At 57.4% G+C, this 24663-nt stretch carries 21 protein-coding genes; 14 read left to right on the top strand and 7 right to left on the bottom strand.

What is annotated here, in order from left to right; translation table 11 throughout:
• The first annotated feature begins 243 nt into the window (after nt 1-243).
• The 10 genes from AB8C10_RS08815 to AB8C10_RS08770 all read left to right on the top strand — a co-directional run bounded on the left by AB8C10_RS08815 (nt 244) and on the right by AB8C10_RS08770 (nt 14020).
• The gene (locus AB8C10_RS08815) at nt 244-1104 is read left to right on the top strand and encodes a hypothetical protein (RefSeq protein ID WP_368867510.1); all 861 of its coding nucleotides are present in this window, start codon (nt 244-246) and stop codon (nt 1102-1104) included.
• 189 nt (nt 1105-1293) lie between these two features.
• Nucleotides 1294-4746 carry a fibrinogen-like YCDxxxxGGGW domain-containing protein gene (locus AB8C10_RS08810; RefSeq protein ID WP_239664242.1) on the top strand — a complete coding sequence of 1151 codons (3453 nt, stop codon included), beginning with the start codon at nt 1294-1296 and terminating at the stop codon, nt 4744-4746.
• Nucleotides 4747-5224: 478 nt separating this feature from the next.
• The gene (locus AB8C10_RS08805) at nt 5225-6013 is read left to right on the top strand and encodes a CDP-alcohol phosphatidyltransferase family protein (RefSeq protein ID WP_096740778.1); all 789 of its coding nucleotides are present in this window, start codon (nt 5225-5227) and stop codon (nt 6011-6013) included.
• A gap of 11 nt (nt 6014-6024) precedes the next feature.
• Nucleotides 6025-6975, top strand: coding sequence for a glycosyltransferase family 2 protein (locus tag AB8C10_RS08800; protein WP_368867509.1), 951 nt, complete (start codon nt 6025-6027; stop codon nt 6973-6975).
• 17 nt (nt 6976-6992) lie between these two features.
• On the top strand, nt 6993-8348 hold the full coding sequence (locus tag AB8C10_RS08795; protein ID WP_368867508.1) for an O-antigen ligase family protein: 1356 nt from the start codon (nt 6993-6995) through the stop codon (nt 8346-8348).
• The gene (locus tag AB8C10_RS08790) at nt 8345-10285 is read left to right on the top strand and encodes an oligosaccharide flippase family protein (RefSeq protein WP_368867507.1); all 1941 of its coding nucleotides are present in this window, start codon (nt 8345-8347) and stop codon (nt 10283-10285) included. Before AB8C10_RS08795 ends, AB8C10_RS08790 begins: the two co-directional genes overlap by 4 nt.
• Before the next feature lie 67 nt (nt 10286-10352).
• On the top strand, nt 10353-11585 hold the full coding sequence (locus tag AB8C10_RS08785; protein ID WP_368867506.1) for a Wzz/FepE/Etk N-terminal domain-containing protein: 1233 nt from the start codon (nt 10353-10355) through the stop codon (nt 11583-11585).
• Nucleotides 11586-11805: 220 nt separating this feature from the next.
• Nucleotides 11806-12285, top strand: coding sequence for a PssD/Cps14F family polysaccharide biosynthesis glycosyltransferase (gene pssD / locus AB8C10_RS08780; protein WP_049350003.1), 480 nt, complete (start codon nt 11806-11808; stop codon nt 12283-12285).
• A gap of 277 nt (nt 12286-12562) precedes the next feature.
• Nucleotides 12563-13273 carry a glycosyltransferase gene (locus tag AB8C10_RS08775; protein WP_102033937.1) on the top strand — a complete coding sequence of 237 codons (711 nt, stop codon included), beginning with the start codon at nt 12563-12565 and terminating at the stop codon, nt 13271-13273.
• Between the two features lie 249 nt (nt 13274-13522).
• Nucleotides 13523-14020, top strand: coding sequence for a DUF2505 domain-containing protein (locus AB8C10_RS08770; RefSeq protein WP_049338798.1), 498 nt, complete (start codon nt 13523-13525; stop codon nt 14018-14020).
• 144 nt (nt 14021-14164) lie between these two features.
• Here the strand turns inward: AB8C10_RS08770 and AB8C10_RS08765 are convergent, their stop codons facing one another.
• The 7 genes from AB8C10_RS08765 to rfbB form a co-directional block, all read right to left on the bottom strand.
• Entirely contained in the window at nt 14165-14662 is a 498-nt protein-coding gene (locus tag AB8C10_RS08765; protein ID WP_005506961.1) for an adenylyltransferase/cytidyltransferase family protein, read from the bottom strand.
• A 528-nt stretch (nt 14663-15190) separates the two neighbouring features.
• Complete coding sequence (gene sufU, locus AB8C10_RS08760; protein ID WP_049355937.1) at nt 15191-15661, bottom strand: Fe-S cluster assembly sulfur transfer protein SufU; 471 nt, start codon at nt 15659-15661, stop codon at nt 15191-15193.
• Nucleotides 15662-15726: 65 nt separating this feature from the next.
• Nucleotides 15727-17025: a cysteine desulfurase gene (locus AB8C10_RS08755; RefSeq protein ID WP_368867505.1), complete on the bottom strand. Its 1299-nt coding sequence runs from the start codon at nt 17023-17025 to the stop codon at nt 15727-15729.
• A 170-nt stretch (nt 17026-17195) separates the two neighbouring features.
• Complete coding sequence (gene pth / locus AB8C10_RS08750; protein WP_368867504.1) at nt 17196-17783, bottom strand: aminoacyl-tRNA hydrolase; 588 nt, start codon at nt 17781-17783, stop codon at nt 17196-17198.
• Nucleotides 17784-17926: 143 nt separating this feature from the next.
• Nucleotides 17927-18211 (bottom strand): 50S ribosomal protein L25, encoded by a 285-nt coding sequence (locus tag AB8C10_RS08745; RefSeq protein ID WP_294497826.1) that lies wholly within the window; start codon nt 18209-18211, stop codon nt 17927-17929.
• Nucleotides 18212-18446: 235 nt separating this feature from the next.
• The gene (gene rfbD / locus AB8C10_RS08740) at nt 18447-19871 is read right to left on the bottom strand and encodes a dTDP-4-dehydrorhamnose reductase (RefSeq protein ID WP_368867503.1); all 1425 of its coding nucleotides are present in this window, start codon (nt 19869-19871) and stop codon (nt 18447-18449) included.
• Complete coding sequence (rfbB, locus tag AB8C10_RS08735) at nt 19871-20869, bottom strand: dTDP-glucose 4,6-dehydratase (RefSeq protein WP_368867502.1); 999 nt, start codon at nt 20867-20869, stop codon at nt 19871-19873. The genes rfbD and rfbB overlap by 1 nt, the downstream gene beginning before the upstream one ends.
• 74 nt (nt 20870-20943) lie before the next feature.
• On the opposite strand from rfbB, the gene rfbA reads away from it, so the two are divergent.
• The 4 genes from rfbA to AB8C10_RS08715 all read left to right on the top strand — a co-directional run bounded on the left by rfbA (nt 20944) and on the right by AB8C10_RS08715 (nt 24647).
• Nucleotides 20944-21804 carry a glucose-1-phosphate thymidylyltransferase RfbA gene (gene rfbA, locus AB8C10_RS08730; RefSeq protein ID WP_049359620.1) on the top strand — a complete coding sequence of 287 codons (861 nt, stop codon included), beginning with the start codon at nt 20944-20946 and terminating at the stop codon, nt 21802-21804.
• A gap of 96 nt (nt 21805-21900) precedes the next feature.
• Complete coding sequence (locus AB8C10_RS08725) at nt 21901-23373, top strand: polysaccharide biosynthesis tyrosine autokinase (protein WP_368867501.1); 1473 nt, start codon at nt 21901-21903, stop codon at nt 23371-23373.
• 111 nt (nt 23374-23484) lie between these two features.
• The gene (locus tag AB8C10_RS08720) at nt 23485-24342 is read left to right on the top strand and encodes a nucleotidyltransferase family protein (protein ID WP_368867500.1); all 858 of its coding nucleotides are present in this window, start codon (nt 23485-23487) and stop codon (nt 24340-24342) included.
• On the top strand, nt 24339-24647 hold the full coding sequence (locus AB8C10_RS08715; RefSeq protein WP_294627774.1) for a PqqD family protein: 309 nt from the start codon (nt 24339-24341) through the stop codon (nt 24645-24647). Before AB8C10_RS08720 ends, AB8C10_RS08715 begins: the two co-directional genes overlap by 4 nt.
• The last annotated feature ends 16 nt before the right edge of the window (nt 24648-24663 follow it).

The raw sequence follows: 24663 nt of genomic DNA, 5'->3' as shown, positions 1-24663 counted from the left end.
GTGAACCTATTTCATTCATTTACATGAAGGTTCTTTCATTCAGAGATATATATATTTATCTTCCATTCGAGCAAAAATAGAGCATTATTTAGAGCTTATTCTCATCATTTATAAAAACGTTATTTTTGCGGGTCTAAGTGTTTTCCCAGCTTTGTGTGTTAGCCTTTAGGTGCTTTGCCGCTGTGCGAGGTATTATCTTCCGGAATATAGTCATTCTCACTCCAACCACTAAAGAGGCTTCCTATGTCAGCATTCTTCAAGCAGTCCTCCCGGTCCCGGCTTCTGGGCGCTCTGGGCACCGTTGCGGTATCCGCTTTGGTTCTGAGTGCTTGCGCTACTGAAAACCCGAGCTCCGATAGCTCTTCTTCCGCTTCTGCTTCCGCAAGTGTTTCCACTTCTGCACACGCTTCTTCCGCTCAGTCTTCGAGCGCTTCCCCTCAGGTATCTGAGCAGGGCACCGCTTCTGCGTCCGCTGAGGCTTCGGGCGAGGCATCTCCCAAGGCAAATGCTGAGGCTACTTCTTCTGACGGTCAGAAGCTTGAAGAGATTTACACTGGCGCTGAGGAAATGAAGAACGCTTCTTCCGTGCCCGTTGACGCTGAAGAAGTTAAGAAGACTACCGAACTGGTTAACTCTTTTGAGACCATTCTGACCAAGGTTAAGGCGGCTCCTTCCGCAGCTCCTTCTCCCGAGCGTACCGCTGACCCGAGCAGCGATGAAGAGGCCGAGCAGCAGAACGTTGAGCAGGCGCGTGCTGTTCTCGATGATGAGACGATTCGCTCCATCGAGGCGGTAGCTGTGGATTCCGCTGCCGCTGAGTTTGCCGTGCAGGCTTCCGAATACGCACTGGCTGGCTGGCACTACGAAGGTTCTTCCACTGTGGTGGGCACTCCCCGTATGACTGAAACTCAGTACAAGGGTCAGCCCGCGCGCATGCTGGAAGTATGCATGGATTCTTCCTCGGTGAAGATCTATGACGAGAATAATCAGCCCGTTAAGGATGACAATTCTCCTAAGCGTTCACTCAATATTTACACCCTCGTTCAGGTCGATGGTCAGTGGAAGATTGCGACCCATGATTTCCCGAACAATCCTGATTGCTAGGGTCTAATTAAAGATGCCGGTTTCCAGTTATGATTCGCTGGAACCCGCGCATTATCATCCATAGCGCATTAATGTTGATGCGCACTCGATAACATTTCTTGGCATTCATTTGGAGATATTATGAAAGCCCACCTTGGCATGACGGGCTCCGGCTTTTCACGTTCTGCTATAACCCGCTCAACTCTTTGCTTGAGCATTGCTACGGCTTTGGCTTTGCCCGTAGCTATCCCCGCTATTACGCCGAGTACCGCTGTCGAACAGACTGCGGAAAAAAGGGACTCTGCTTTCTACAATGGCACGACCTCCGAGCGTGCTGCCGCCAGCTGTTGGGAAGCCAAGCAGGCTAACCCCGAGGCAAAGAGCGGCGCCTACTGGCTGTACACTCCCGCGATGAGCCAGCCTACCCAGTTCTACTGCGATCAGGAAACTGATGGTGGCGGTTGGGTCAAGATTGGTGAGGGCCGCGATGGCTGGACCGAAAACTACGAAGGTCAGGGCGACACCTCCCAGCTCTACAGTGATGCCGCACCCGCGTCGTCCGGTTTGACTCTAGAGCAGGGCAAAGCTCTGAGCTCGGTGCCTGCTGCAAAGACCCCTATTCAGCTTTCGGGCACCACTATTTCTCAGCTGCTCAACGGCACCCGCCCCGATCAGTTGCCTGATGGTTATCGTTTCCGCCGTGCCCTGAACACCTCGGGCACCAAGTGGCAGGAGGCGACGGTTGATCGCCGCCAGACTTCTGAGTGGACTTGGGCTCTGCGTTCAAACGCTATCTGGGCCAACGCGACAGTCTCCAACCCTGACGAGTTCTCTTCTTACAATGAAAATGGCCGCAGGGACTGGCCTGATGGCACGTGGGAAGACCATATGCTTGGCGGCCAGAACTACGGCTTCAGGACGATGCTCTTTGAGGAAATGGCTTCGCAGGATTACCGTATGGGTTTCCGTTACGGTGCAAACGCCCCCATTTCGCAGGATGGTTCTGAGCCGGCGATGACCGACGCGCAGAACTCTTACATTTACGGTAAGGACGGTAAGGGTGAAACCTCATTCGGTTACACCCAGATGTTCCTGCGCCCGAAGCTGACCCAGAATGATTTGAATCTGGGCGCTATCCCGGATTCAGGTACCCCGGCGAGCGCTCGTCGCGCCCTGCCCAGTAGTCGTTCGGCGGACTGGCGCTGGCGAACCAGTACTAGGACCTTCACCGGTGAAACCAACGAGATGAACACCTACGTTGAGGCGATCACCGAGGTCGATCACGGCAACGGCACCTCCAGCGTGTTTATTGGTGGCGACTTCGAGTACCTTGAGTCGTCTTCCGGCGAGAAGGTTCACCAGTCTAATATTGCTGCCTTTGACCCGGAGACCGGCGAGTTGCGCCGCGACTTCAAGCTGACTGTTAATGGTCAGGTGAAGGCTGTTGAGGCTCTGCCGAATAACCGTCTGGCTATTGGCGGTAACTTCAAGCTTGTTAACGGTGAGGAGCATAAGAGCTTCGTCGTTGTTGACGCCACGACCGGTGAAATTGCCCCTGAATGGGCTCAGGTTAAAGTCGAAGATCGTATTCTCACCGAGGTCATGACGGTGAAGACCATTCACCGTCAGGGTGACTATGTGTATATTGGCGGCACCTTTACCCACATTCATGAAAGCGAAAAGGCGGGTGTTGCGTATTCGCGCAATATTGCCCGTTTTAAGCTGGGCGAGCCTTCTGACGGCGTGCCCGGTATCGTGAGCGTGGATCGCAATTGGCGTCAGGTGTTTAATGGCACCGTCAACGGTATTAGTGCCTCCGCTGATAACTCTCATGTTTACGTAGCCGGTTACTTCACCTGGCTCAACGGCGGCCTTGCCTACCGCGTGGCTGATATTACTCAGCACCTGCAGAAGGGTAGCCCCTGGGCGTACCAGCATTCTGAGATTCCTGCTGGCGCTAATGTCTCTGATCTGCGTAATGAAACTAAGATTTGGGGTTTCCAGTTCGACGTTCAGGACGCCGGTTCCGGTGTCTGGGTGGGCGGTACTGAGCACCTCATCTCTCGTTACGACAAGGCCTCCCTGAGCCCCACCTACACTGCTATTACCCGTAACGGCGGCGACTTCCAGGATCTGCACCTGCATGGCAACACCATTTACGGCGCCTGCCACTGCGGCGACTTCCTCTACCAGGATTCGCGTAACAAGCAGGCCCCCGTGGGCGGTTCGAGCGTGATTCACTCGGTCAAGCTGGTTGCTGCGTTTGATAAGGACAGCGGCAAGATGCTACCGGAGTTCTCCCCCTCTATTAAGGGTGACCATGGCTTCGGTATCTGGGAGTCCTTCGTGGATTCGAAGGGCACCCTGTGGGTTGGCGGCGATATTCACCGTTCGCTGGGTGTTCACGGCACTCAGGATACCATCGGTTTTGCGCGCTTTGAGGCTCGCGATGTAACTCCTCCGGCTACCCCGCAGAACCTGCAGGTTGAGCTGAAGGACGATAAGGACGTTCTGACCTGGGACGCTGTGCAGGATACCGGTAGTGTCCGCTACCAGATTCTGCGTGACGACCGCGTCATTGCAAGCACTTCGGGTACGAAGTTCGAGATTGACCACACCGATAACGCACGTTACTTTGTGCGTGCTGTGGACACCTCGGATAACTACTCTGCGTCCACTCCGGTTCAGGTAGCTCCGGTTCGCCCGACTCCTACGGAGACCGCGACCGAGACTCCTACCGCTGATCCGACCGCAAGCGCTGACCCCAGTGCTTCAGCAAGCGCTACCCCGAGTGCAGAAGCAACTACCGAGGCACCGAAGGAAGAGGATCCGAAGCCTGAGGAGCCGAAGCCTGCCGATCCCAAGCCTGCCGATCCCAAGCCTGAGGACCCGAAGCCTGCCGATCCCAAGCCTGAGAATCCGAAGGAAGAAGCCGCTAAGGACCAGATTGTTCTGCCCTACACGTCCGAGTGGAAGTACATGGTCTCTACCCAGGCTCCCAACCGTAAGTACGGTTGGAAGTACAACTTCCACTTCAGCCTGGAAGATATTGCGCAGGAAGCATGGCAGACCGGCAAGACCCCGATTGGGGTCGGTACTGGTAACCTTAACACCTCCGTTAAGGTTCCGCTCGTGCGTTCCCGCCACAATATCTACGCCTACACCACCATCCAGCTCACTCGTGAGCAGGCCAGCCGTGATCTCGTGCTGACCACTTACGCGGATGACGCTATTGCGGTGGGTGTCAACGGTGAAGAGGTTGGTCGTTCCAACTTTGACACTCGTGGAAAGCTGTGGAATAGCGCGATTGCATCGAGCTCGATTGATACCGCTACGGCTCAGAAGACTCCGGTGACCTTCACCGTTCCGGCTTCTCAGCTGAAGGCTGGTGAGAACCTCATCGCTGTTGAGGTTCACCCGGGCATTAGCCGACGTAACGTTCGCCCGAATGTGAGCTTCGATTTGCAGGCTACCTCCAAGGCACCGGTTGCTGAGCAGCCCGCCGAGAAGGAAGGCGACAAGGAGGCGGATGCTCCCGCCGCACACGAGGCTGAGCAGCCCGTGGTCGACAACGCGAACAACGCGGCAGCCGGCCAGGGCGAGCGACGCATCGTCAATAACGGAGTCGGAACCCGCGTTCCGATGCAGTCTCGAAGGAACTAATACCTTCTAGATAATCTCAGCTAAATGGGGTTTGATTTTCTGAATGATTCAGGAAATCAAACCCCATTTGCGTATATTCCCCACTTTTCCGTGTTTTTTGCATCATTTATTCCCATTATTTGTGCTTCTGTCATGTGCCTCTCTGCACAATGTTCAGAAATGTTTTCTAAATCCACAATTCACGAGAACAAAGCGCCGATAACCCCCTCTAACAGCACACCAAGCCTACCCGAAGGATCCCGCAAATCTGCACCAAAGCGCATTGTCAGAGGGTTTTTACGACACAATTGTTGACCCTGACCACACGCCCCCTGTTGCACTTCATCTCGTTGTAAAATATCTATATAGTGGTGTACGTGAAAAAAGGGACCAACCACCTCTTTTTTCGCGTGCGAGACTTCCGGACTTTCTCGCAACCACCCCGAAAGGGAGTAATTCACTCTCCTTCACTCCTCTCACCGATTAAAAAGGAATGTGCATGTCCACCTCTGAGGCACCTCACGCCCCGAACTCCGCACCCGCATCGGGATTTTCTGCGAAGTTTTCTCACACCCTGCGCTCTCTTGAAGCAGCGCAGAAGCCCGGCATTGGCGTTCCCGCCTACACCCGCTGGGTCAACCGCCGAGTAGCACGCTACTTCGCCGCGGCAGCTGTCGCTCTGGGCATCACCCCCAACGGCGTCACCGCGATTTCCGCTGCATGTTCCGCTGCAGGCCTCATCGTTCTGATTACCTGCCCTCCCAGCATTGGTGTGGGCATCTGCGTTGCACTGCTTTTCGCTCTCGGTTACGGCCTGGACTCCGCTGACGGCCAGGTTGCTCGCGTGACCGGCGCGTCCTCCCCCGCCGGTGAGTGGCTCGACCATGTGGTCGACTCCATCCGTGTGCCCTCCGTGCACATGGCAACTCTGCTCTCCTTCCTGCTGTACCCTGCGCACTACTCCTTTACCGGTTCCAACGCATTCAACGGCTGGATCATTGCGATGCCCATGATTTTCACCGCGCTGACCGCCGGTCACTTCATGAGCCAGATTCTTGCTGAGCAGCTACGCAACAACCGCAAGACCGCTGCTCCCCCGACCGGTGGCCCCCTGCGCTCCTTCATCAACCTGCACATGGACGCTGGCACCCTCTGCTGGATTTACATTTTCGTTGGTTTCGGCCCCGTATTCGTCATCGTCTACGCGCTGCTTCTGCTGGCTAACGCCGCAACCGTTCTGCTGTCCATGCGTCGCAAGTACGTTAGCCTCGCGACCCCCGCTGAGTAAGGAGAAACCCAATGATGCACTTCACCTCTCGCAACCCCGCTGTTTCCGCCGTGATTGCAACCAACGGCAAGCGCCCCGAGCTGCTGCGCGTGGCGGTACGCTCCATCCTTGAGCAGAGCTACCGCGGCTTCGTTGAGGTTGTTGTCGTCTTTGACCGCGTTGAGCCCGACCGCCTCGAAGATATTGAGGTCGGCGAGAACCGTGCCCTGACGATTGTCTCCAACACCCGCTCCGGCGGTCTAGCGGGCGGCCGCAACAGCGGCATTATTGCCTCCAGCGGTGAGATGATTGGCTTCTGCGATGACGACGACTACTGGATGCCGTCCAAGCTCACCCAGCAGGTCGCTCTCTGGCGTGAAAACCCCGAAGCAGCCGCTATCTCTTCGGGTATTACCGTCCGCTCCGGCGGTCAGGACATCGTGCGCCTGGCACCCGAGCGCGCAACCTTCGCAGACTTCCTGCGTTCACGCATCACCGAAATTCACCCCTCCGCCATGCTGTACTCCCGCGAGGATCTGCTCGGCGTTGACGGTCAGCCCGCCCGCATCGGCCTAGTCGATGAGGAGCTACCCGCCGCCTACGGTGAAGACTACGACCTGCTGCTGCGCGCAACCCGCCACGGCGATGTGCTGAGCGTGCCCGAGCCGCTGATTCTGGTGCTCTGGGACCGCCCCTCCTTCTTCTCCGGCAAGTGGCAGTCCATGGTTGACGGTCTGAGCTACATCCTGCGCAAGTTCCCCGAGTTTGAGCAGGATCCCAAGGGCCTGGCACGTATTGCCGGTCAGATCGCCTACGCTCAGGCGTCCCTGGGTAACAACAAGGAGGCGCGTGCCTACGCTCGCGCGGCTCTGCGCCGTGACCCCAAGCAGCTTCGTGCATGGGCGGCGTATGTTGTGTCCACCGGCATTATTAAGCCTGCTACTCTTCTTGATCTCGTCCAGAAGACCGGTCGAGGTCTCTAACCAGGTATCGCACAGACATGCTTTCCTCTTCCGTTCTTTCTCCTCCGGGCGCTTCGCCTGCGGCGCTGAAGGATTCCGCGGGGTCGGCTAGTCCGCCGCCCAGCGGTATTCTGCGTGCCCGCGCGCGCATCCGCCCGATGTCGACGGCGCAGAAGAAGCTCCCCGCCTGGCCCCTGCTGGCGTTGCTGTACGGCTTCCCGGCGCTGTGGGCTCTGGGGTTGCTTCAGATTGCGCCGCTGGTACTGGCTGCGATCATGCTTTTTTACCTCATCATTCGAGGTAATGTGCGTGTACCCGGCTCCCTGTGGGTGTGGGGCGCATTCTGCGTGTGGGTTGTTGTTGCGGCGCTTGCTCTGACCCGTTCCACCGACATGATCGGTTGGGGTCTGCGCTTTGTGAATATTCTCAGCGCAGGTATTTACGCCCTGTACTACTACAACGCGCGCTCCTCTATTAGCCTCAACAGGTTGTTGGGTGGTCTGGCGACCCTGTGGGTGACTCTCATCGTTCTGGGTTACGGCGGTGTTCTCTTCCCCGAATTCCGTCTGCGTACCCCGATGAGCTTCATCATGCCGTCTGGCTTTATGCAGAACCCGCTGGTGCGCGACTACATGCTTCCGCCGCTGGCGGAGGTTCAGCGTCCGTGGGGTGCTCCCGAGGCGTATATTCGCCCCTCCGCACCGTTCCCCTACGCAAATAGTTGGGGTCTGGCGTACACCCTGCTCACCCCGGTGATGCTGGCGTGCCTGCTGCGTCTGCGTTCCATCTGGCTGCGTATTGCACTGCTGGTCGGTATGGCTCTTTCTACTGTTCCGGCGATTGCAACCAGTAACCGCGGCATGTTTATTGGCCTGGGTATTAGCGCGGCGTACGTACTGCTGCGTCAGTTCCTGGCGGCTAATTGGCGTGCTGTAGGTATGGGTATTGCGGCGATTGCGGCTGTGGTTGTTGCACTCTTTGCTTCGGGCACCGTGGACAATATTCTGGGTCGTCAGGACTACTCGGACTCCACCGGTGGTCGTGCGGCGCTCTACCGTGCTACCTGGAAGGCGACTTTGGAGTCCCCGATTATCGGTTATGGCACTCCGCGTATGGAACCAAGCATTGGCGTGTCGATGGGTACCCAGGGTTACCTGTGGACTCTGATGTTCTGCTTCGGTTTCGTGGGCCTGGCCCTGTTCGCGCTCTTCATGGTGTGCACTGTGGCAAGCGGCGCGCGAGTGAAGACTACGTCCGGGTACTGGCTGCATAGCGTTCCGGTCGCATGTTGCGTCGTCTTTATCTTCTACAGTTTCGATATTGCTCAGCTGACCATTCTGATGCTCGCGTCAATGGCGTGCATTCGTTCCATTCGGGATGGTGAGGGGCTATGACGCAGAACCAGTCCCCTCGTGGTTTAGATACTTCTGCGGTTTCATCTTTCGAGGATGCGTATTCGACGGGTGGTCACCCTAGCCGCCGTGCGCGTCTGTGTGAGAGCGGCGAGTACGTCGAGCCGGTAGTGGAGCAGGCTGACCCGCAGGCAGAGTCTTCTGCCGATGAGTTCGCTCCGACGGTGGACGATATCCGTTCGGGTCGTTTTCCGGCGACCACGGCGCTGTCGATTGTGCCTCCGGCCCAGGGCTTTGCCGCTAAGGAACCGCTCCCCGGTTCTTTGGTAGCCGGTTCCGAGGCAAAAGATTCTGCAGATGCGAGCGCTGCTGTGGCGGGTGCTCACCTGTCCGGTTCCCGTCGGGTTGCCTCGGCTACTGCTGAGTCTGCCGAGTCAAAGGCACAGACCGATAGCGCCTCCGTGAAGGATGCGCCAGCAAAGAAGGCTCCTGCGAAGGGTAAGCAGCCCAGCCTCGCGAAGAGCGGCTCTCTTGCTTCTCTGTGCGTGATGTACGGTGCGGGTATCGCGTTTGTGACCACGATGGTGGTGTCGAACGGTATTGGTGCTGAGGGTTCGGGCGAGTTCTTCCGTCTGATGGCGTTGTTCGCGATTGCGATTTCGCTGGTGACCTTCGGTGCGGATACGGGCTTGGTTCGTACGATGAGTGCTCAGCGTGCGCTGGGTCGTTACGGTGTGCTTCCGCAGCTGATTCGGTACGGTCTGATTCCTTCGCTGGTGACTTCGGTGCTTCTGGTGGCGGGCGTGTACATCTACACCGCTATGGTGCCGATGGCTCCGGAGTATCAGGCGGCGATGCGCGTCAGCTCCGCTTTCGTTCTGGTTGCGGCGCTGATGACGGTGTTCTTCGGTGCTCTGCGTGGCCTGCACCGTGTGGTGACCTTTACGGTTCTGCAGAATGTTCTGCTTCCTACTCTGCGTTTTGCGGCTGTGGGTTTGGTGGTTCTGTTCTCGGGTCAGCTCATGGATTTGGTGTACGCCTGGACTGTTCCGGTGGCGATTACTGCGGTGGTTGCCCTGTGGCTTTTGGAGCGGGCGTTCCCCTCCGAGGAGCATGTGGAGGTTCTTCCTTCTGAGGATTCTCCGACTGAGACGTTCCGTTCGTTCTGGGGTTTCAGCTCTGCACGCGGTGTCGCTACCGTTGTGGAGACGATTCTGGAGTGGATTGACGTGCTGGTCGTGACGGCGTTCTTGGGTGCCGCTGCCGGTGGTATCTATGGTGCTGTGAACCGTTGTGTTCGTGTGGGCACCATGATTGAGCACACCGGACGCGTGGTGACCGGCCCGTCGATTAGTGCGGCGTTGGCGACCCGTCAGCTGGATCGTGCTCGAGAGATTTTCTTGTCGACCACTCGCGTGTTGACTGCTCTGTCGTGGCCGTTCTACCTCTCTCTGGCGTTCTTCGGCCCCGTGCTGTTGCATTTCTTCGGCAAGGGCTTTGAGGCTGGCGCCGGTATTCTCTGGGTGATTTGCCCGGCGGCGATGCTGTCGATGAGTGCCGGTGGCGTGCAGTCCGTTCTGCTGATGAGCGGTAAGAGCCGCTGGCAGCTGTTGAACAAGCTCTCCTCGCTGGTGGTGGCTGTGACCTTGAACTTCACGCTGGTTCCGGTTTGGGGCCTGTACGGTGCGGTGACGGCGTGGGCCTCTGCTCTGCTGATTGATACCTTCCTGGCGAGCTACCAGGTGTTCCGTCTGGTCGGTATTCGCGCTTCGGTTCGCGAGATGGCTCCTTCGCTATTCTTGGGTGCGGCTGTTCCGACGGTGTGTGCTCTGGCGTCTTTGGCTTTCTTGGGTCAGAGCGTGCTGGGTGTCATCGTGTACGTGGTGCTGCTGGTGCCGGTGTACGGTGCGGTGTTGTTCCGCTTCCGCAAAGCACTCGGTATTGAGCGTTTCCTTTCCGCCCGCCGAGCGAAGTCTTAGCCTTCCGCTTCTTCTACAGTTTTTCTCCGATATTTAGTGTCCGTTTCTCTTCCTCAAGGATGTCCTCATGGATAACACCTCTCATACCTCCTCGGTTACCCTTGGCAGCCAGGTACGTCGCATTTTCCGACACCGTCTGCTGATTCTGCTGTCGGTTGTGGTTTTTGCTGTGGCGGGTGCCGTCTACGGCTACATGACCAATAGCAAGTACACTTCTAAGGCTTCGCTGGTTGTTTACCCGCTGGTGGTTGATCCCGCCGGTACCGGTAGCGCTAACTCCGCGAAGGTGGATATTGCGACCGAGTCTCGCGTTGCATCCTCTCGCGAGGTTGCACAGAACGCGGCAAAGTCTCTGATTGCTAATGGCGATACCCTCTCTGAGGCTCAGCTGACCAACCGCCTCATGAACTCCGTCAAGGTGACCGGCACCTCCCAGACTGCTGTTCTGGATGTTGAGGTGACCCGCCCCAACGGTACGGAGGCTGCACGTTACGCTAACGCTATGGCGAACGCATACCTGCAGGTTCGTTCCGAGTCGCTGAAGAGCAGTGTTGATTCTGCTCTGCACCAGATTGATGAGCAGATTTCTGCCCTCGAGGGTGACAATAACCGTGCGGGTCTGCTCTCTCAGCTACAGGAGCGTCGCGCTCAGATTCAGCTGACTTCCACCACCGGTGGCCGTGTAATGAGCGAGGCTCAGGTTCCTTCTTCTTCCTCGGCTCTTGGCCCTGTGAAGATGGGTGTTGTTGGTGCTGTTGCCGGTCTGCTGATTGGTGCTGTGCTGGCGTACGGTCGTGACCGCACTATGCGTCACGTTGGTTACGCCGATCGTCTGGAGGATGCTGGCATCCCGGTTCACGAGCTGGGCTCCACCTCTGAGGCGAATGACGCGTTCATGCTGCTGCGCACCATGGGTGCTCCCGACGGCGATGTGAAGAGCGCTGGCGCTTCCGGCATTGTCATTCTGCCCGGTACTGACCGCGGCGTTGAGCACCTGTACCAGATGCTGCAGCGTGTTCTGCCCACCGAGTACGCACGTTTCACCGATTACGCTTCGGTCCGTGACGCTCTGACCCGCCACACTCCCGAGTCGCTGGTTGAGAAGAGCGAGACTCCTCTGGTGATTAGCCTGAGCACCGCTACTCCCCTATCGACCCAGCTGCGTTTCGTTCAGGCTGGCGGCGTGGCTCTGGTTCCGGTGGCTGCAGCTACTTCTCTGCAGCAGGTTCGTGAGCTTTTCGCTCAGCTGGATCAGCTTGAGGGCGTGAACGCTCTGGCTGTTTTCCTGGACCGCGAATAACTAGACCGGGAGTAACTGGACCGCGCGTAATCGGGGTCTATTGATGGATGCCTCGCCTCTGTGCGGGTTCGTCCTTCGTCCTTGAGCGTAGGGTGCGGTGGTACCTGCTGAGGCGGATCTGTTGCGGCAGGTCTGCCGGTGCAGGTTCCGCCGGGCCCGGTAGCTCATCCTTATCTTCTCTTCTTATTTTTCTCTTGTATTGGGGCTTTAGGAGAACACTATGACTGAGGCTACTTCCTCTCAGGCACCGAAGAAGCTTCTGCTGGTTTCTAGCAGTGGCGGACACTTGAAGCATCTGACAGCTACTTCTGCTGCGTGGCAGGATTATGACCGCGTGTGGGTTAGCTTTAAGCAGCCCGATGTTGAATCTTCTCTCGCGGATGAGAAGACCTATTGGGCGTATTACCCGACCACTCGAAATATTAAGAACGCTATTCGTAATCTGTTCTTGGCATTTCGTATTTTCCCGAAGGAACGTCCGGATGCGGTTGTTTCTGCGGGTGCAGGTGTTGCTGTTCCTTTCTTTGTTGCAGCTAAACTTTTTGGCGTAAAGACTCTTTATATTGAGTGTTTTGACCGCCCAACTCTGCCGACGATGACCGGCAAGATGCTGTACACCTTTGCTGATCGAATTATTGTTCAGAGCGAGGAACAGCAGGAGAATTTCCCTGATTCTCGTGTGATTCATCCCATTTTCTAAGAGTGATGAATTTATCCTGAAAATAGCGTCCCCGCGTGTGCTGAGGGCGTTATTTTCAGGGTATAGTATTTATTAATACATACAGATACGCATAAGTCGTGCGCTCCACTGTGGACTCACCATCCAAGCGAACTAACCACTCGCCAGAGAAGCGTATGCGGAGATTACTCACCATTTTCTCCGGCACGACGCCGCCACGTATACCAATGATGCCCTCCGGATTTTTGCGTCAGGTATACGGGGTTACTACCGATAAATACATAGAGAGGAATAGGCTATGTCTATTCAGAACTTCCCCCGCGTCAGCGTTGATACTTCCAAGTTCGACCTGCCCGTATTTACTCCTGCCGTCGCGCCCGTTCGTATTCCTACCAAGACTTACGATTTGGTGGTGTCCCTCGGCACCGACGTTCACACTTTTGATCGTCTTCTGCGCTGGGTTGAGGCTTACCTTGAGGCTCACCCCGAGGTCACCTGCCTCGTGCAGCACGGTCACACTGCGCCCATTAAGCACGCAGACAACCTCAAGCTTCTTCCCGCCTCCGAACTGCTGGACTACTACGCAACCGCACGCGTAGTGCTGGTTCAGGGCGGCCCCGGCTCCATCCAGGATGCACGCCGCACCGGCGCTCTGCCCCTAGCTGTTCCGCGCCGCGCAGAGTTCGACGAGGTCGTTGACAACCACCAGGTCCCCTTCACCACTCTGATGGAGAAGCGCGGCCACGCTGTTGTTGTTGAGAGCCGCGAAGACCTCTTCGCTAAGCTGGATCTTGCTCTGGCGAACCCCTCCCTGTTCCGCACCGCTGAGCCGTACGTCTCCACCCCGGAGATTTCTGCCGCACAGCTGAGCGAGGAACTGCAGGATCTGCTTGCTGGCAAGACCCACCGTAAGGATTCCTTCTGGGGTCGCCTGAAGCAGGCTGCTCGCGCACACCGTGCGGGTAAGGCTGAGATGGCTCGCATCGACGCGATGGCTCCCAGCGCCTAAAAAGCTTTAGCTTTCTAAACCTCGCATCCTTAGTGATGCGATGTGGGGACCCTCCCGAAGGTGTTTCCCTCATTTTTAGACCGGCATGCGAATCCTCCAACCACCCTGTGAGAGGCTGTGGATGTTTTCCCTTGTTCACGGCATATTCTCAGGTGGATTCGTGTCTTTACATTGGTTGCGAAACCCCGCGCACCGTATCCTTAGAAGGGATAATGCGCGGGGTTTTCGCGCACTACGAAAGGAACAATTATGGCAGTTCAGGAATCGACCGTTATCAACGCAAACGTTGAGCAGGTTATCGAGGCATTCTCCAGCGAGGACTTCGCACGCTTCGTCTGCTCCGAGGTTGGCGTTGAGTTCGGTAGCTTCTCCGTTTCCGGTGACACCTCCGCTGAGTTCACCGCAACCACCGAACGTACCGTGCCCGCTGAGCGCGTGCCGGACATCGCTCGTAAGTTCGTCGGCAACGGCGTTGCCATGACCCAGGTGGACACCGTAAGCGCACCGGCTGCTGACGGCTCCCGCACCGTTTCTACCGAGGTCAAGGTCAACGGCGTTCCCGTGTCCGCTCAGGCTACTCAGAAGCTGACCCCCGAGGGTGAGCAGACCCGCCTGGACGTCAACGGTGAGGTCTCCTGCTCCATCCCGCTGGTGGGCAAGAAGATTGCAGCCGCTGCTGAGCCTCAGGTTGGCCGCGTGCTGAAGGTTCTGGGTACCTCCGCTGAGAAGTGGCTGGCACAGCGCTAAAGCTTATGAGACGCTCACCTTTGAGGTGCAGCTGATATACCGCTAATATACAAAGGATCCCCGTCGTAAGTAATTACGGCGGGGATCCTTTGTGTCTTTATGCGTCTCTATGAGCTCTAGCGCCCCTATGAGGGCGTATGAGCGTTAGGAGGCGATGATTGCCTCGGAGTATTCGCGTTCGCCAAGCAGCTCAGCGAAGCGACGCATCTCTACGCGCAGGTCGTGCTCTGCTTCGAGCAGGTCAACGACCTTGCGCAGCTTGGTGCTGGAGGTGTGCTCGGTGTAGGGGAAGTAGTGCACTTCAACGCCGACCTCTGCGAAGCGTGCTTCCAGGGCGTTACCCTTGTCGGTGCCCTTCCAGTCGTCGCCCTTGAAGAAGACGTTGAAGGGCTTCTGCTTCCAGGTTTCGAGCTTGTCAGGGGTGGTTTCGACGTGCACTTCGTCCACGTAGTCAATGTGGCTGACGATGGCGGCACGCTCTTCAATGGGGATGACAGGGCGGCGGCCCTTGGTCACTTCCAGAACGTCATCGTGCACGACGCCTGCGATGAGGTAGTCGCAGTTTTCCTTAGCCTTGCGAAGAATCTCGAGGTGTCCGTAGTGGAAAAGGTCGTAGGCACCTGCGGCGTAGCCAATAATCATGGGGCTTCCTTGTGGTTGGTAGCGGCGATGGGTATTCCGGTGTGGTTGAAGTACCGGAGAGGTGAGAAACATATCCGCGGTCTAGGGTGAGCGCCTAAGAATAAGTGAAGAATGTGCAATATTGAGAAAATATTTTCTACTATTGTCCTATTTCTTCTCGCTGTCACCTCAGAGTGTGCGGGTCCGAAAAGAGTTTCTCGAGGGTGCTGGTTGGGCGCCCTTCGTCCTTTTATTTTACCAGTCACTTTTTTAGAGGAAAAAGGAAAAAATATAAATATGAGGTGGATACAGTGTAGTATCCGCCTCATATTTTCATCATATTGATTTATATCAAAGAAATCTTATAGCAAGAAAGAATAGGGAGTAGATTCTCGGATCGAGTCTCGTTCGGTACTCACCACTAAAAGTTCATCGAAAAACATTACACTTACATGCAATATATTGTCAATGGCCCCATTCGATATTTTCGATTGGCGTTCAAATATTGGCTACTGACCGAACATTCCAACCTACCCTCTCAGCAAAGAATTAGTTCTTCGCGGTTGCTTCCTTAGCAGCTTCCTCAACCGCAACCCACGAAAGCATCGCACACTTCACGCGCGCCATGAACTTCGAAACGCCGGAGAAAGCCGCCATATCGCCGTACTCCTCTTCGTCCAGGGTTACCTTACCGCGCGAGCGCAGCATCTCGCGGAACGCATCCACGTGGCTCTGCAGCTCGGAGATGGTCATACCGGGAGCCATTTCAGAGAGCACGGAGGCGGCAGCCATGGAGATGGAGCAACCGTCGCCTTCCCAGGAGATCGACTCAATGGTCTTCTCGCCATCCTTCAGCTCATCAGAGAGCACCACACGCAGGTTGATTTCGTCGCCGCAGGTGGGGTTGTACTGGTGGTTATCGGCGCTTGCATGGCCGGCGGGTACCTCTACAAGGTGCTCGCCGCTGCGCTGCTTAGAATGCTCCAGAATAATTTCCTGGTACAGGGATTCAAGAGACACGGTGATCTTCTTCCGTCAGTTGGTATGTCTGAAAAATTGGGGCGTTAGCTTCTAACGCATCTGCTTTAAAAGCCGAAGTAGGGGCGTACCTCGGCGAGTGCCTTCAGGAAAGCGTCCACATCTTCGGTGGTGTTGTAGATGTAGGTGGAGGCGCGGGTCGAGGCGGTCACACCTGCGCAGCGGTGCAGCGGCTGGGCGCAGTGGTGGCCCACGCGCACGGCGATGCCCTGGGTGTCGAGCAGCTGACCCACATCGTGCGGGTGCACGCCCTCGATAGCGAGGGCGACCAGGCCAGCACGCTTGGTGGGGTCGGTGGGGCCGAGCAGTCGCACACCATCGATCTTCTGAACTCCCTCAACCAGGCGGGCGCCCAGTTCGTGTTCCCACGCCTCAACGTTCTCCATGCCCAGGTGCTGCAGGTAGCGCACAGCAGCGGCGAAAGCGACCGCCTGCGAGACTCGCTGGGTACCTGCCTCAAACTTGATGGGGGCGGGCATATACTCGGCATCCTGCAGACCCACGCGGGTAATCATGGAGCCACCGGTCAGGAAGGGCGGCAGAGCTTCAAGCAGTTCGGCACGACCGTAGAGGGCACCGATACCGGTGGGTGCCAGCATCTTGTGGCCAGAGAACGCCGCGAAGTCGACATCCAGGGCGTGGAAGTCTACGGGCATGTGCGGTACGGACTGGCAGGCGTCCAGCACGACAAGCGCGCCGTGCCTGCGCGCCATAGCGACCATGCGGGGTACATCGGTAATCGCGCCGGTCACGTTCGAGACGTGGGTAAACGCCACGATGCGGGTCTTCTCGTTGATGATGCCCTCGGCAGCTTCGTAGTCGAGCTGACCGTCCTCGGTGGAGGGGATGTGGCGCAGGGTCGCGCCGGTACGCTGGGCAAGAATCTGCCAGGGAATGAGGTTCGCGTGGTGCTCAATCTCGGTGGTGACGATTTCGTCGCCGGGGCCCAGCGCGAAACGCTCAGCAGCGGGACCGCCGATACCCTGAGAGGCGTTACCAATGGAGTAGGCGACCAGGTTCAGCGCCTCGGTTGCGTTAGAGGTCCACACGAGCTCTTCATCAGTGGCGCCAACGAAGTTTGCGACGGTGATGCGCGCATCCTCAAACAAGTCGGTTGCCTCAACCGCAAGGGTGTGGGCGCCGCGGTGCACGGCGGAGTTAGCGTGCAGGTAGAAGTCGCGTTCTGCGTCGAGCACCTGAAGGGGTTTCTGGCTGGTCGCCCCCGAATCCAGGTAGACCAAGGGATGCCCGTTGACCTCGGTGTTGAGGATCGGGAAATCCTGGCGAAGCTGGCGTACAAGGTCGTCGCTCAGCGGGGTGTTGGCGGGGGTGGAGTATTCAGCCACGGGTACCTTCTTCTCTCGCTCATACGCTCCACGGGTCGGGTATTTTCCCGTCGTGGAGCGTATAACGTCATTCTTTTCTAGCTTATTCCCTCACCGGGCTCTTGCATAGTTAGGTAGAGCCTAGTTCACACATCGACCCAGTCCTGCATTTGCCCGGCGCGGTCTTATGCTTAGGAGCCTGCGCCGTGGTAGCGCTGCTGGGTTGTCAGCAGGCCTTCCTTCACGAGCATCATGGTTGCATCCGATGCATTTGAGATGAGGAAGGGCAGGTCCTTCACTTCGGTGCTACTGAAGGGCTTGAGCACGAAGTCTGCGGTGTCCATGCGTCCGGGAGGACGACCGATGCCGGTGCGCACACGGTAGTAGTCCTTGGTGCCCAGTGCCTTGGTGATATCGCGCAGGCCGTTATGGCCGCCCTCTCCCCCACCGATCTTGAGCTTAATGGTGTCGAAGGGGATATCGAGTTCATCGTGCACAACGATGATGTGGTCGGGGTCGATGCCGTAGAACTTGGCGACAGCGCTGACCGGGCCGCCTGAAGTGTTCATGTAGCCGAGGGACTTCATGAGCACAACCTTGGGTCCGCCAAATCCGAGGCGCCCCTCCACCACAACCGCGGAGGCCTTGGAATGCTTCTTGAAGCTGCCGCCAACTTCCTTGGCGAGCTCGTCCAGAACCATCTGACCAATATTGTGGCGGGTTTTAGCGTAGTTGGGGCCGGGGTTTCCTAGACCCACGATGAGCCAGGTATCAGACATCTCTTCGTGTACCTTTCTAAAGTTCGGAAGGGGCTGCTCCCGCTTCTTGTCTGCGGGGTATGCAAACGGCCCGCACCCCGTATGAGGATGCGGGCCGTTCCCAGCCCGGCTTATGCCGGTCTATAAGCGTTGAAATCCGCTACTTACGCAACGAACACCAGGTCGATGTGCTGCAGTTCGGGGCGGATGGGGTGGCGCTGGATGTCCTGAACGCGAGCCTTGATGGTCTCACCCTCAACCTCGATAACCAGCACTGCGTCTGCGTTACGAACTGCCAGGGTGGTCTCGTGACCGGGCAGGGTCAGGTGCTTGGGCTCTGCACCGTTGCCGTAAACGACAGCGGGAATCTTGCCTGCAACGCGTGCACGGCGTGCGTAGCCCTTACCGAAGTCAACGCGGGGCTCTGCAACAATCTTGAATTCAGCCATGGGAATCTCCATTTCTGTAGTCTGTACATAACGCGCCAAGAGAAACGGCGCGGATGAAGAATCCGTACGCCACCTCGTCGATAACGGCTCACCGCGTTTGCGGTGGCCCTCGCCTTGGCCAAGACAATATTGTACAGGTTCCCGGCTCTTCTTCAAGGGCCGGGAACCTGCGATATGGCGCTTTTCACGCCTTTTATGCTGTTATCAGCAGATATTGGGTCGAATCCTCAGAGGGTTAGGAACCCATTTCTGCAAGGTAGGCGGCGAGCGCCTCGCGATGATCACGCGGGGTGAAGCCTGCAGTAATCAGCTTGGACAGGTCCATTGCCGAGTTCGTCGGACGGTGCGCGAAGAGCTCAGCGTTGGCGAAGTATTCCTCGGTGGTGGTGTCGCTGACTCGTGCCGGGTCATGGCCGGTACCTTCGTACACTGCACGAGCGAACTGTGCCCAGTTGATGACTTCACCGGTGTTCGACACGTTGTAAGTGCCGTACTCTGCGCCGGAGAAGAGCAGGTGCAGGGCAGCAGCTGCCAGGTCCTGGGTGAAGGTCGGGCGGCCCCACTGGTCGGCGACCACGGACGGGTCAATGCCGCGCTCAGCCAGGGATGCCATGGTACCCACAAAGTTCTTGCCGGCGCCAACAACCCAGCTGGTGCGCAGGGTGTAGTGCTTACGCCATGCGGCGGCGGCAACCTCACCGGCTGCCTTGGATGCGCCGTAGACGCTCAGCGGTGCCAGGGGGTAATCCTCCGGGTATTCCTCGCCCAGGGGCAGGGAACCGTCAAAGACGTAGTCGGTGGATACGTGAACCAGCGGCAGGTTAGCTTCTTCACAGATGGAGGCAAGAGCGCTCACGCCCAGAGCGTTAGCTGCCCAGGCGTCGCGGCGACCCTCGGGGGTTTCTGCCTGATCCACGGCGGTGTATGCTGCAGCATTGATGACCGCGCGGAAGGAGCGCCAGCGGAATGCGTCGCGCCACTGCTCGGGCTTACCCAGGTCGAGGCGGTCGCGATCCACAGCCAGGAAGGGTACGTTCTGCTCGGTGAGCTGGCGAACCAGCTCGGTGCCGAGCTGACCGCCCGCGCCAATAATCAGGATCGGGTCGGCTTCCAGGGGCTTGATCTCGTTCAGACGCGGGTGGTTACGGTCCTTCTCGGAGAGTTCCGCCTTCGCCAGGTCGATAGGCCAGTCGATTGCGACGGTCTCATCGGCAAGGTTCAGGAAGCTGTAGCCAGATACTGCATCCGCCGACCAGTGGTCGTTCACCAGGTAGGTGTAGGCGGTGTTCTCTTCCAGGGTCTGGAAGGAGTTACCCACGCCGCGGGGCACGAAGATAGCGGTGTCCGGGCCCAGCTCCACGGTGACGACCTTACCGAAGGACTCGCCGGCACGCAGATCAACCCACGCGCCGAAGATACGGCCGGTCGCAACAGAAACGTACTTATCCCACGGCTCGGCGTGGATACCGCGGGTGGTACCTACCGAAGCATTGAACGAGATGTTGTTCTGCACCGGGTTGAAGTCGGGCAGACCGGCTGCGACCATCTTCTCGCGCTGCCAATTTTCCTTGAACCAGCCGCGGTTATCGCCGTGAACCGGCAGGTCAATGATGAGCAGGCCGGGAATCTCGGTTTCAGTAACCTTCAATTCCTTGGTCATTACTGGCCAGCCTTTGCGTACTTCGCCTCAACCTCAGCCTTCAGGGGCTCCCACCAGCTGCGGTTGTCGGTGTACCACTTAATGGTGTCAGCAAGACCGGACTCGAAGTCGGTGAACTTCGGCTCCCAACCGAGCTCTGCACGCAGGCGGCTACCGTCGATTGCGTAGCGCAGGTCGTGACCGGGGCGGTCAACCACGTGCTCGAAGTCGTTCTCATCCTTGCCCATCAGGCGCAGGATGGTGCGCAGAACGGTGATGTTGTTCTCTTCGCCGTCCGCACCAATGAGGTAGGTTTCGCCAATCTTGCCCTGCTCCAGGATGCGCAGCACAGCAGAAGAGTGGTCGGATGCGTGAATCCAGTCACGAACGTTCAGGCCCTCGCCGTACAGCTTCGGGGTCAGGCCCGAGAGGATGTTAGTGATCTGGCGGGGGATGAACTTCTCGATGTGCTGGTAGGGGCCGTAGTTGTTGGAGCAGTTAGAGATGGTTGCTTCAATACCGAAGGAGCGGACCCATGCGCGCACGAGCAGGTCGGAACCTGCCTTGGTGGAGGAGTAAGGGGAAGAGGGGTTGTAGGGGGTGGTTTCGGTAAACTTTGCCGGATCGTCCAGCTCGAGGTCACCGAAGACCTCGTCGGTGGAGATGTGGTGGTAGCGAGTGCCGTGCTTACGGACTGCTTCCAGAAGGCTGAAAGTACCGATGAGGTTAGTGTGAATGAACGGTTCGGGGTTGGACAGGGAGTTGTCGTTGTGCGATTCCGCAGCGTAGTGGACAACAGCGTCTGCCTTGCCGACCAGTTTGTCAGCCAGCTCGCGGTCGGCGATGTCGCCTACGACGAGCTTGAAGCGGGATTCAGGAAGACCTTCCAAAGACGCAGCGTTTGCGGCGTAGGTCATCTTATCCAGCACAGTAATAGTGTGATCAGTGTTATCGATGAGGTGGTGAACAAAGTTCGAACCAATAAAACCGGCACCGCCGGTAACAAGAATGTGAGCCATACGGTAGATTTTACCTGGCTAAACGGTGATTTTTATGCCTCAACAAAGAGATAAACATGACACAATAAGAAGTTATGAAGGGAATTATTCTTGCCGGCGGTACCGGAAGCCGTTTGCACCCTATCACTCAGGGCATTAGCAAGCAGCTCACTCCGGTCTATGACAAGCCGATGATTTACTACCCGCTGTCCACTCTCATGCTGGCGGGTATCCGCGATATTTTGATTATTACCACTCCTGCCGACCAGGAGCAGTTCCAGCGACTGCTCGGTGACGGCTCCCGTTTCGGTATTAATCTCGAATACAAGGTGCAGCCTTCTCCGGATGGCCTGGCACAGGCATTCATTCTGGGCGCAGACTTTATTGGCAACGACCCCGTGGCACTCGTGCTCGGTGACAACATCTTCTACGGTCCTGGTCTGGGTACTCAGCTTGCCACCTACGAGCAGAAGGACGGCGCAACCGTCTTCGCTTACCGGGTTGCTGACCCTCGCGCCTACGGTGTGGTGGAGTTCGACGAGGACTTCAACGCGCTGTCCATTGAGGAGAAGCCTGAAAACCCCAAGAGCGACTACGCTATTCCGGGTCTGTACTTCTACGACTCCAAGGTTGTAGAGTATGCACGTCAGATTAAGCCTTCCCCGCGCGGTGAGTTGGAAATCACTGACCTTAACCGCGTCTACCTGGAACAGGGTAAACTGAAGGTTGAGGTTCTTCCTCGCGGTACCGCGTGGCTCGATACCGGAACCTTTGATTCACTCGCTGATGCCACTAACTTCATCCGCACTGTTCAGAGCCGTCAGGGTCTGTCAGTTGGTTGCCCGGAGGAAATTGCGTGGCGCCACGGTTGGCTCTCCGATGAGCAGTTGCGCGACATTGCTACCCCCCTCGTCAAGAGCGGTTACGGTAGCTACCTGCTCGGATTGCTCCGCTAATAAACACCGGGGGATCTTCGTATCCCTTCACCGCCTGCAACAACACTCCACGTTGCAGGTACACTAACTCAAACTTTCTGGAGTATTCTCACTACCATGACCATTTTGGAATTTTTCCGCACCACGAGGGCTAACCTCTGGCTGCTGATCATTGGCATCGTTGTCGGTGCCGCAGCGGGCTTCGGCTATGCCTCTCTCCAGCCGAAGGTCTACGCTGCATCGTCCTCGGGCTACGTGACCGTGGGCGAGTCCGGTACGGTGGATGTTCTCTCGGGCTCTACAGCCGCTAAGGAGCGCGCTCGCTCCTACGCAGCTATCGTCTCCTCTGAGGCCGTGGCACAGAAGATTAAGCAGAACAACCCCGAACTGTCCCTGACCACCGGTCAGATTCGTTCTAGCCTCACTGCAACCGCGGGTGACAACGCTGCACTGATTACCGTGAACGCGCAGGCTTCTTCCCCGAAGAACGCGCAGATGCTCGCTAACGGTGCGCTGCAGGCTACCGCCGACTACATCAAGGAAATTGAGCAGAACCCCGGTAACGCTCAGGCTCTGGTAAACGGCGAAAACACCGGTGCATCCCCGACCGGCGGCAACACTGTTCGCGTGATTCCGCTGAATAACGCAAGCGTGAACCCCCCGCTGGTGGCTCCGAACTACCAGCAGAACGTACTCGTTGGTGCCGCTGCTGGCCTGGCGCTGGTGTACCTGGCTATCTTCCTGCGCCGCGCGCTGGATCAGCGCATCCGCACCCGTGACGACGCTACCAAGGCAACCGGCGCAAGCATCCTGGGTGTTCTGCCCGTCAGTGACGACCTGAACGAAGAGAACATCGTTAAGGGCAACACCGACGACCACATCGCTCAGGAGTCTATCCGCCAGCTGCGCACCAACCTGCGCTTCGTGAACGTTGACACTCCCCCTCGTTCGTTCATCGTCACCTCCGCAGTGCCCGGTGAAGGTAAGTCGACCGTGTCGCTGTCGCTGGCTCGCGCAATGGCTGACGCTGGTTCGCCCGTCATCCTCATTGACGCCGACCTGCGCCGCCCGACCGTGGCTAAGAAGCTGAAGCTCGACGCTAAGGTTGGTCTGACCCAGGTTCTGGCTGGCCAGGTTGAGATCGCTAACGCTGTGCACCAGCTGGGCGATTCGAACCTCTTCGTCCTGCCTGCAGGTCGCATCCCCCCGAACCCCTCCGAACTTCTGGGCTCGGATAAGATGCGCCAGCTGATCAACGAGCTCTCCGAAGAGTTCATCGTGGTTGTCGACGTTCCGCCGCTGTTGCCCGTGACCGACGCTTCACTGCTCTCCCACTCCGTGGATGGCGTGATCCTCGTTGGTTCTATCGGTCGAAGCCACCGTGAGCAGATGACTGAGGCAGCAAGCATCCTGAAGAAGGTCAACGCTAACCTCTTCGGTATGGTTCTGAACCGTGCACCCCGTAAGGGCCTGGGTAACTCCTACTACGGCTTCGGCTACGCAAGCTCCTACGTCGGTTACTCCACCTACTACGGTTACGGTAAGGACGGCGACAAGAAGTCGTCAAAGAAGTCCTCGGCTAAGAAGTAATAACGTAATAAGCGCCCCAAATCTTAGGGAGCGACTTAGGGCGGGATGGGCAGTTTTTCTGCCCGTCCCGCCTTATACTTATCTGGTATACATGTGCACCGAAAGGCTATTGTGACCACTCACTCACCCAATACCCCGGAGCCGCAGACCACTCCTCTTGCGGCACGGATTCGGCTTGCGCACGCCTACTTCCAGCGAATTGCCGACCTGCATTCCATCGATATTCTGCATGTCAAAGGCTACGCTTTCTCCCAGGAAATTTACCGCAAGGGCAGGTATAGCTCCGACGCTGACCTGCTGGTCCGTCCCTCTCACGTGGACCGTTTTGTAGAGATTCTCAGGGCAGACGGATGGCGTATTCAAGCGCATTTCGAGACAGGCTCCGTGTTCGAACACGCGATGACGCTCTACCACGCTTCATGGGGTCTAACTGACATTCATCGTTTCTTCCCCGGTCTAGGACGCCACGGCGACTACGAGAAGGCTTTTGACCGCGTCTGGGCGGCGCGCAAGACCCGTATGATTGCCCACCGTCCCTGCACTGTCCCCAGCGATCTGGACGCGCGTCTTCTCGTGGTGCTTCACCGCGCCCGCGCAGCATCGCGCTACAGCGCAGATATTAACTATCTGGTCTCTCTGCTCTCGTACAGCGATTGGCAGCGCCTGCGCGCCCGTGCGGAGGAGCTTGACTCATCCCTGGCGTATAGCGCGGCTATGGGCGGTCTGGAGCAGTACCGTGACGACCGCGACTACCTGCTGTGGCTGTCTGTCTCTCAGGATGTCCCCCACTATATTCAGTGGATCGGGCGCCTGCAGTCGGCGACCACCCTGCACGATAAGCTACGCACCCTCAAAAATATTTTCTTCGTGAATAAGGACCACTTGGCAATGCAGCTGGGACGCACCCCCACCAAGGCTGAAATTCGTGCCAAGTTCTTTGAACGTTTCGGAATCAAGGTGAAAAAATGAGCAACCCGGTAGATTCCCATCAGACCGTCTACGGTATCCCCGAGAACATCGCGTACGTTCATTCTGAAGAGTTCGCTAAGTACTCCCCCACAGCAACGTATCTTGCAAATCTTGCCAACGGTGAGCTGTCTGTTCTTCAGGATTCAGCCTCCATTATTTGGAGTATCTTTGAGGACCCGATGTCTCTACAGGAGGCTATCGATCTGCTCTGCGAAATGTATGAACAGCCCGTAGAGACCATGGGGCCGCAGATTGAGGGTTTTATTCCTGAACTGCTCTCCAAGGGGCTCCTAGAAGCCCGCTAGACTTCCAAGAAGACAC

The organism is Rothia mucilaginosa (genome assembly GCF_964210535.1).
Taxonomy (GTDB): domain Bacteria; phylum Actinomycetota; class Actinomycetes; order Actinomycetales; family Micrococcaceae; genus Rothia; species Rothia mucilaginosa_F.
The sequence above is the reverse complement of the archived record's forward strand: the minus strand, read 5'-3'. Positions and strand labels throughout refer to the sequence as shown.

Excerpts from the sequence above, each read along its gene's own strand:
- AB8C10_RS08815 (WP_368867510.1), top strand. The coding sequence starts at position 244 with ATGTCAGCATTCTTCAAGCAGTCCTCCCGGTCCCGGCTTCTGGGCGCT.
- AB8C10_RS08805 (WP_096740778.1), top strand. The coding sequence starts at position 5,225 with ATGTCCACCTCTGAGGCACCTCACGCCCCGAACTCCGCACCCGCATCG.
- AB8C10_RS08800 (WP_368867509.1), top strand. The coding sequence starts at position 6,025 with ATGATGCACTTCACCTCTCGCAACCCCGCTGTTTCCGCCGTGATTGCA.
- AB8C10_RS08795 (WP_368867508.1), top strand. The coding sequence starts at position 6,993 with ATGCTTTCCTCTTCCGTTCTTTCTCCTCCGGGCGCTTCGCCTGCGGCG.
- AB8C10_RS08790 (WP_368867507.1), top strand. The coding sequence starts at position 8,345 with ATGACGCAGAACCAGTCCCCTCGTGGTTTAGATACTTCTGCGGTTTCA.
- AB8C10_RS08785 (WP_368867506.1), top strand. The coding sequence starts at position 10,353 with ATGGATAACACCTCTCATACCTCCTCGGTTACCCTTGGCAGCCAGGTA.
- pssD (WP_049350003.1), top strand. The coding sequence starts at position 11,806 with ATGACTGAGGCTACTTCCTCTCAGGCACCGAAGAAGCTTCTGCTGGTT.
- AB8C10_RS08775 (WP_102033937.1), top strand. The coding sequence starts at position 12,563 with ATGTCTATTCAGAACTTCCCCCGCGTCAGCGTTGATACTTCCAAGTTC.
- AB8C10_RS08770 (WP_049338798.1), top strand. The coding sequence starts at position 13,523 with ATGGCAGTTCAGGAATCGACCGTTATCAACGCAAACGTTGAGCAGGTT.
- AB8C10_RS08765 (WP_005506961.1), bottom strand. The coding sequence starts at position 14,662 with ATGATTATTGGCTACGCCGCAGGTGCCTACGACCTTTTCCACTACGGA.
- pth (WP_368867504.1), bottom strand. The coding sequence starts at position 17,783 with ATGTCTGATACCTGGCTCATCGTGGGTCTAGGAAACCCCGGCCCCAAC.
- AB8C10_RS08745 (WP_294497826.1), bottom strand. The coding sequence starts at position 18,211 with ATGGCTGAATTCAAGATTGTTGCAGAGCCCCGCGTTGACTTCGGTAAG.
- rfbD (WP_368867503.1), bottom strand. The coding sequence starts at position 19,871 with ATGACCAAGGAATTGAAGGTTACTGAAACCGAGATTCCCGGCCTGCTC.
- rfbB (WP_368867502.1), bottom strand. The coding sequence starts at position 20,869 with ATGGCTCACATTCTTGTTACCGGCGGTGCCGGTTTTATTGGTTCGAAC.
- rfbA (WP_049359620.1), top strand. The coding sequence starts at position 20,944 with ATGAAGGGAATTATTCTTGCCGGCGGTACCGGAAGCCGTTTGCACCCT.
- AB8C10_RS08725 (WP_368867501.1), top strand. The coding sequence starts at position 21,901 with ATGACCATTTTGGAATTTTTCCGCACCACGAGGGCTAACCTCTGGCTG.
- AB8C10_RS08715 (WP_294627774.1), top strand. The coding sequence starts at position 24,339 with ATGAGCAACCCGGTAGATTCCCATCAGACCGTCTACGGTATCCCCGAG.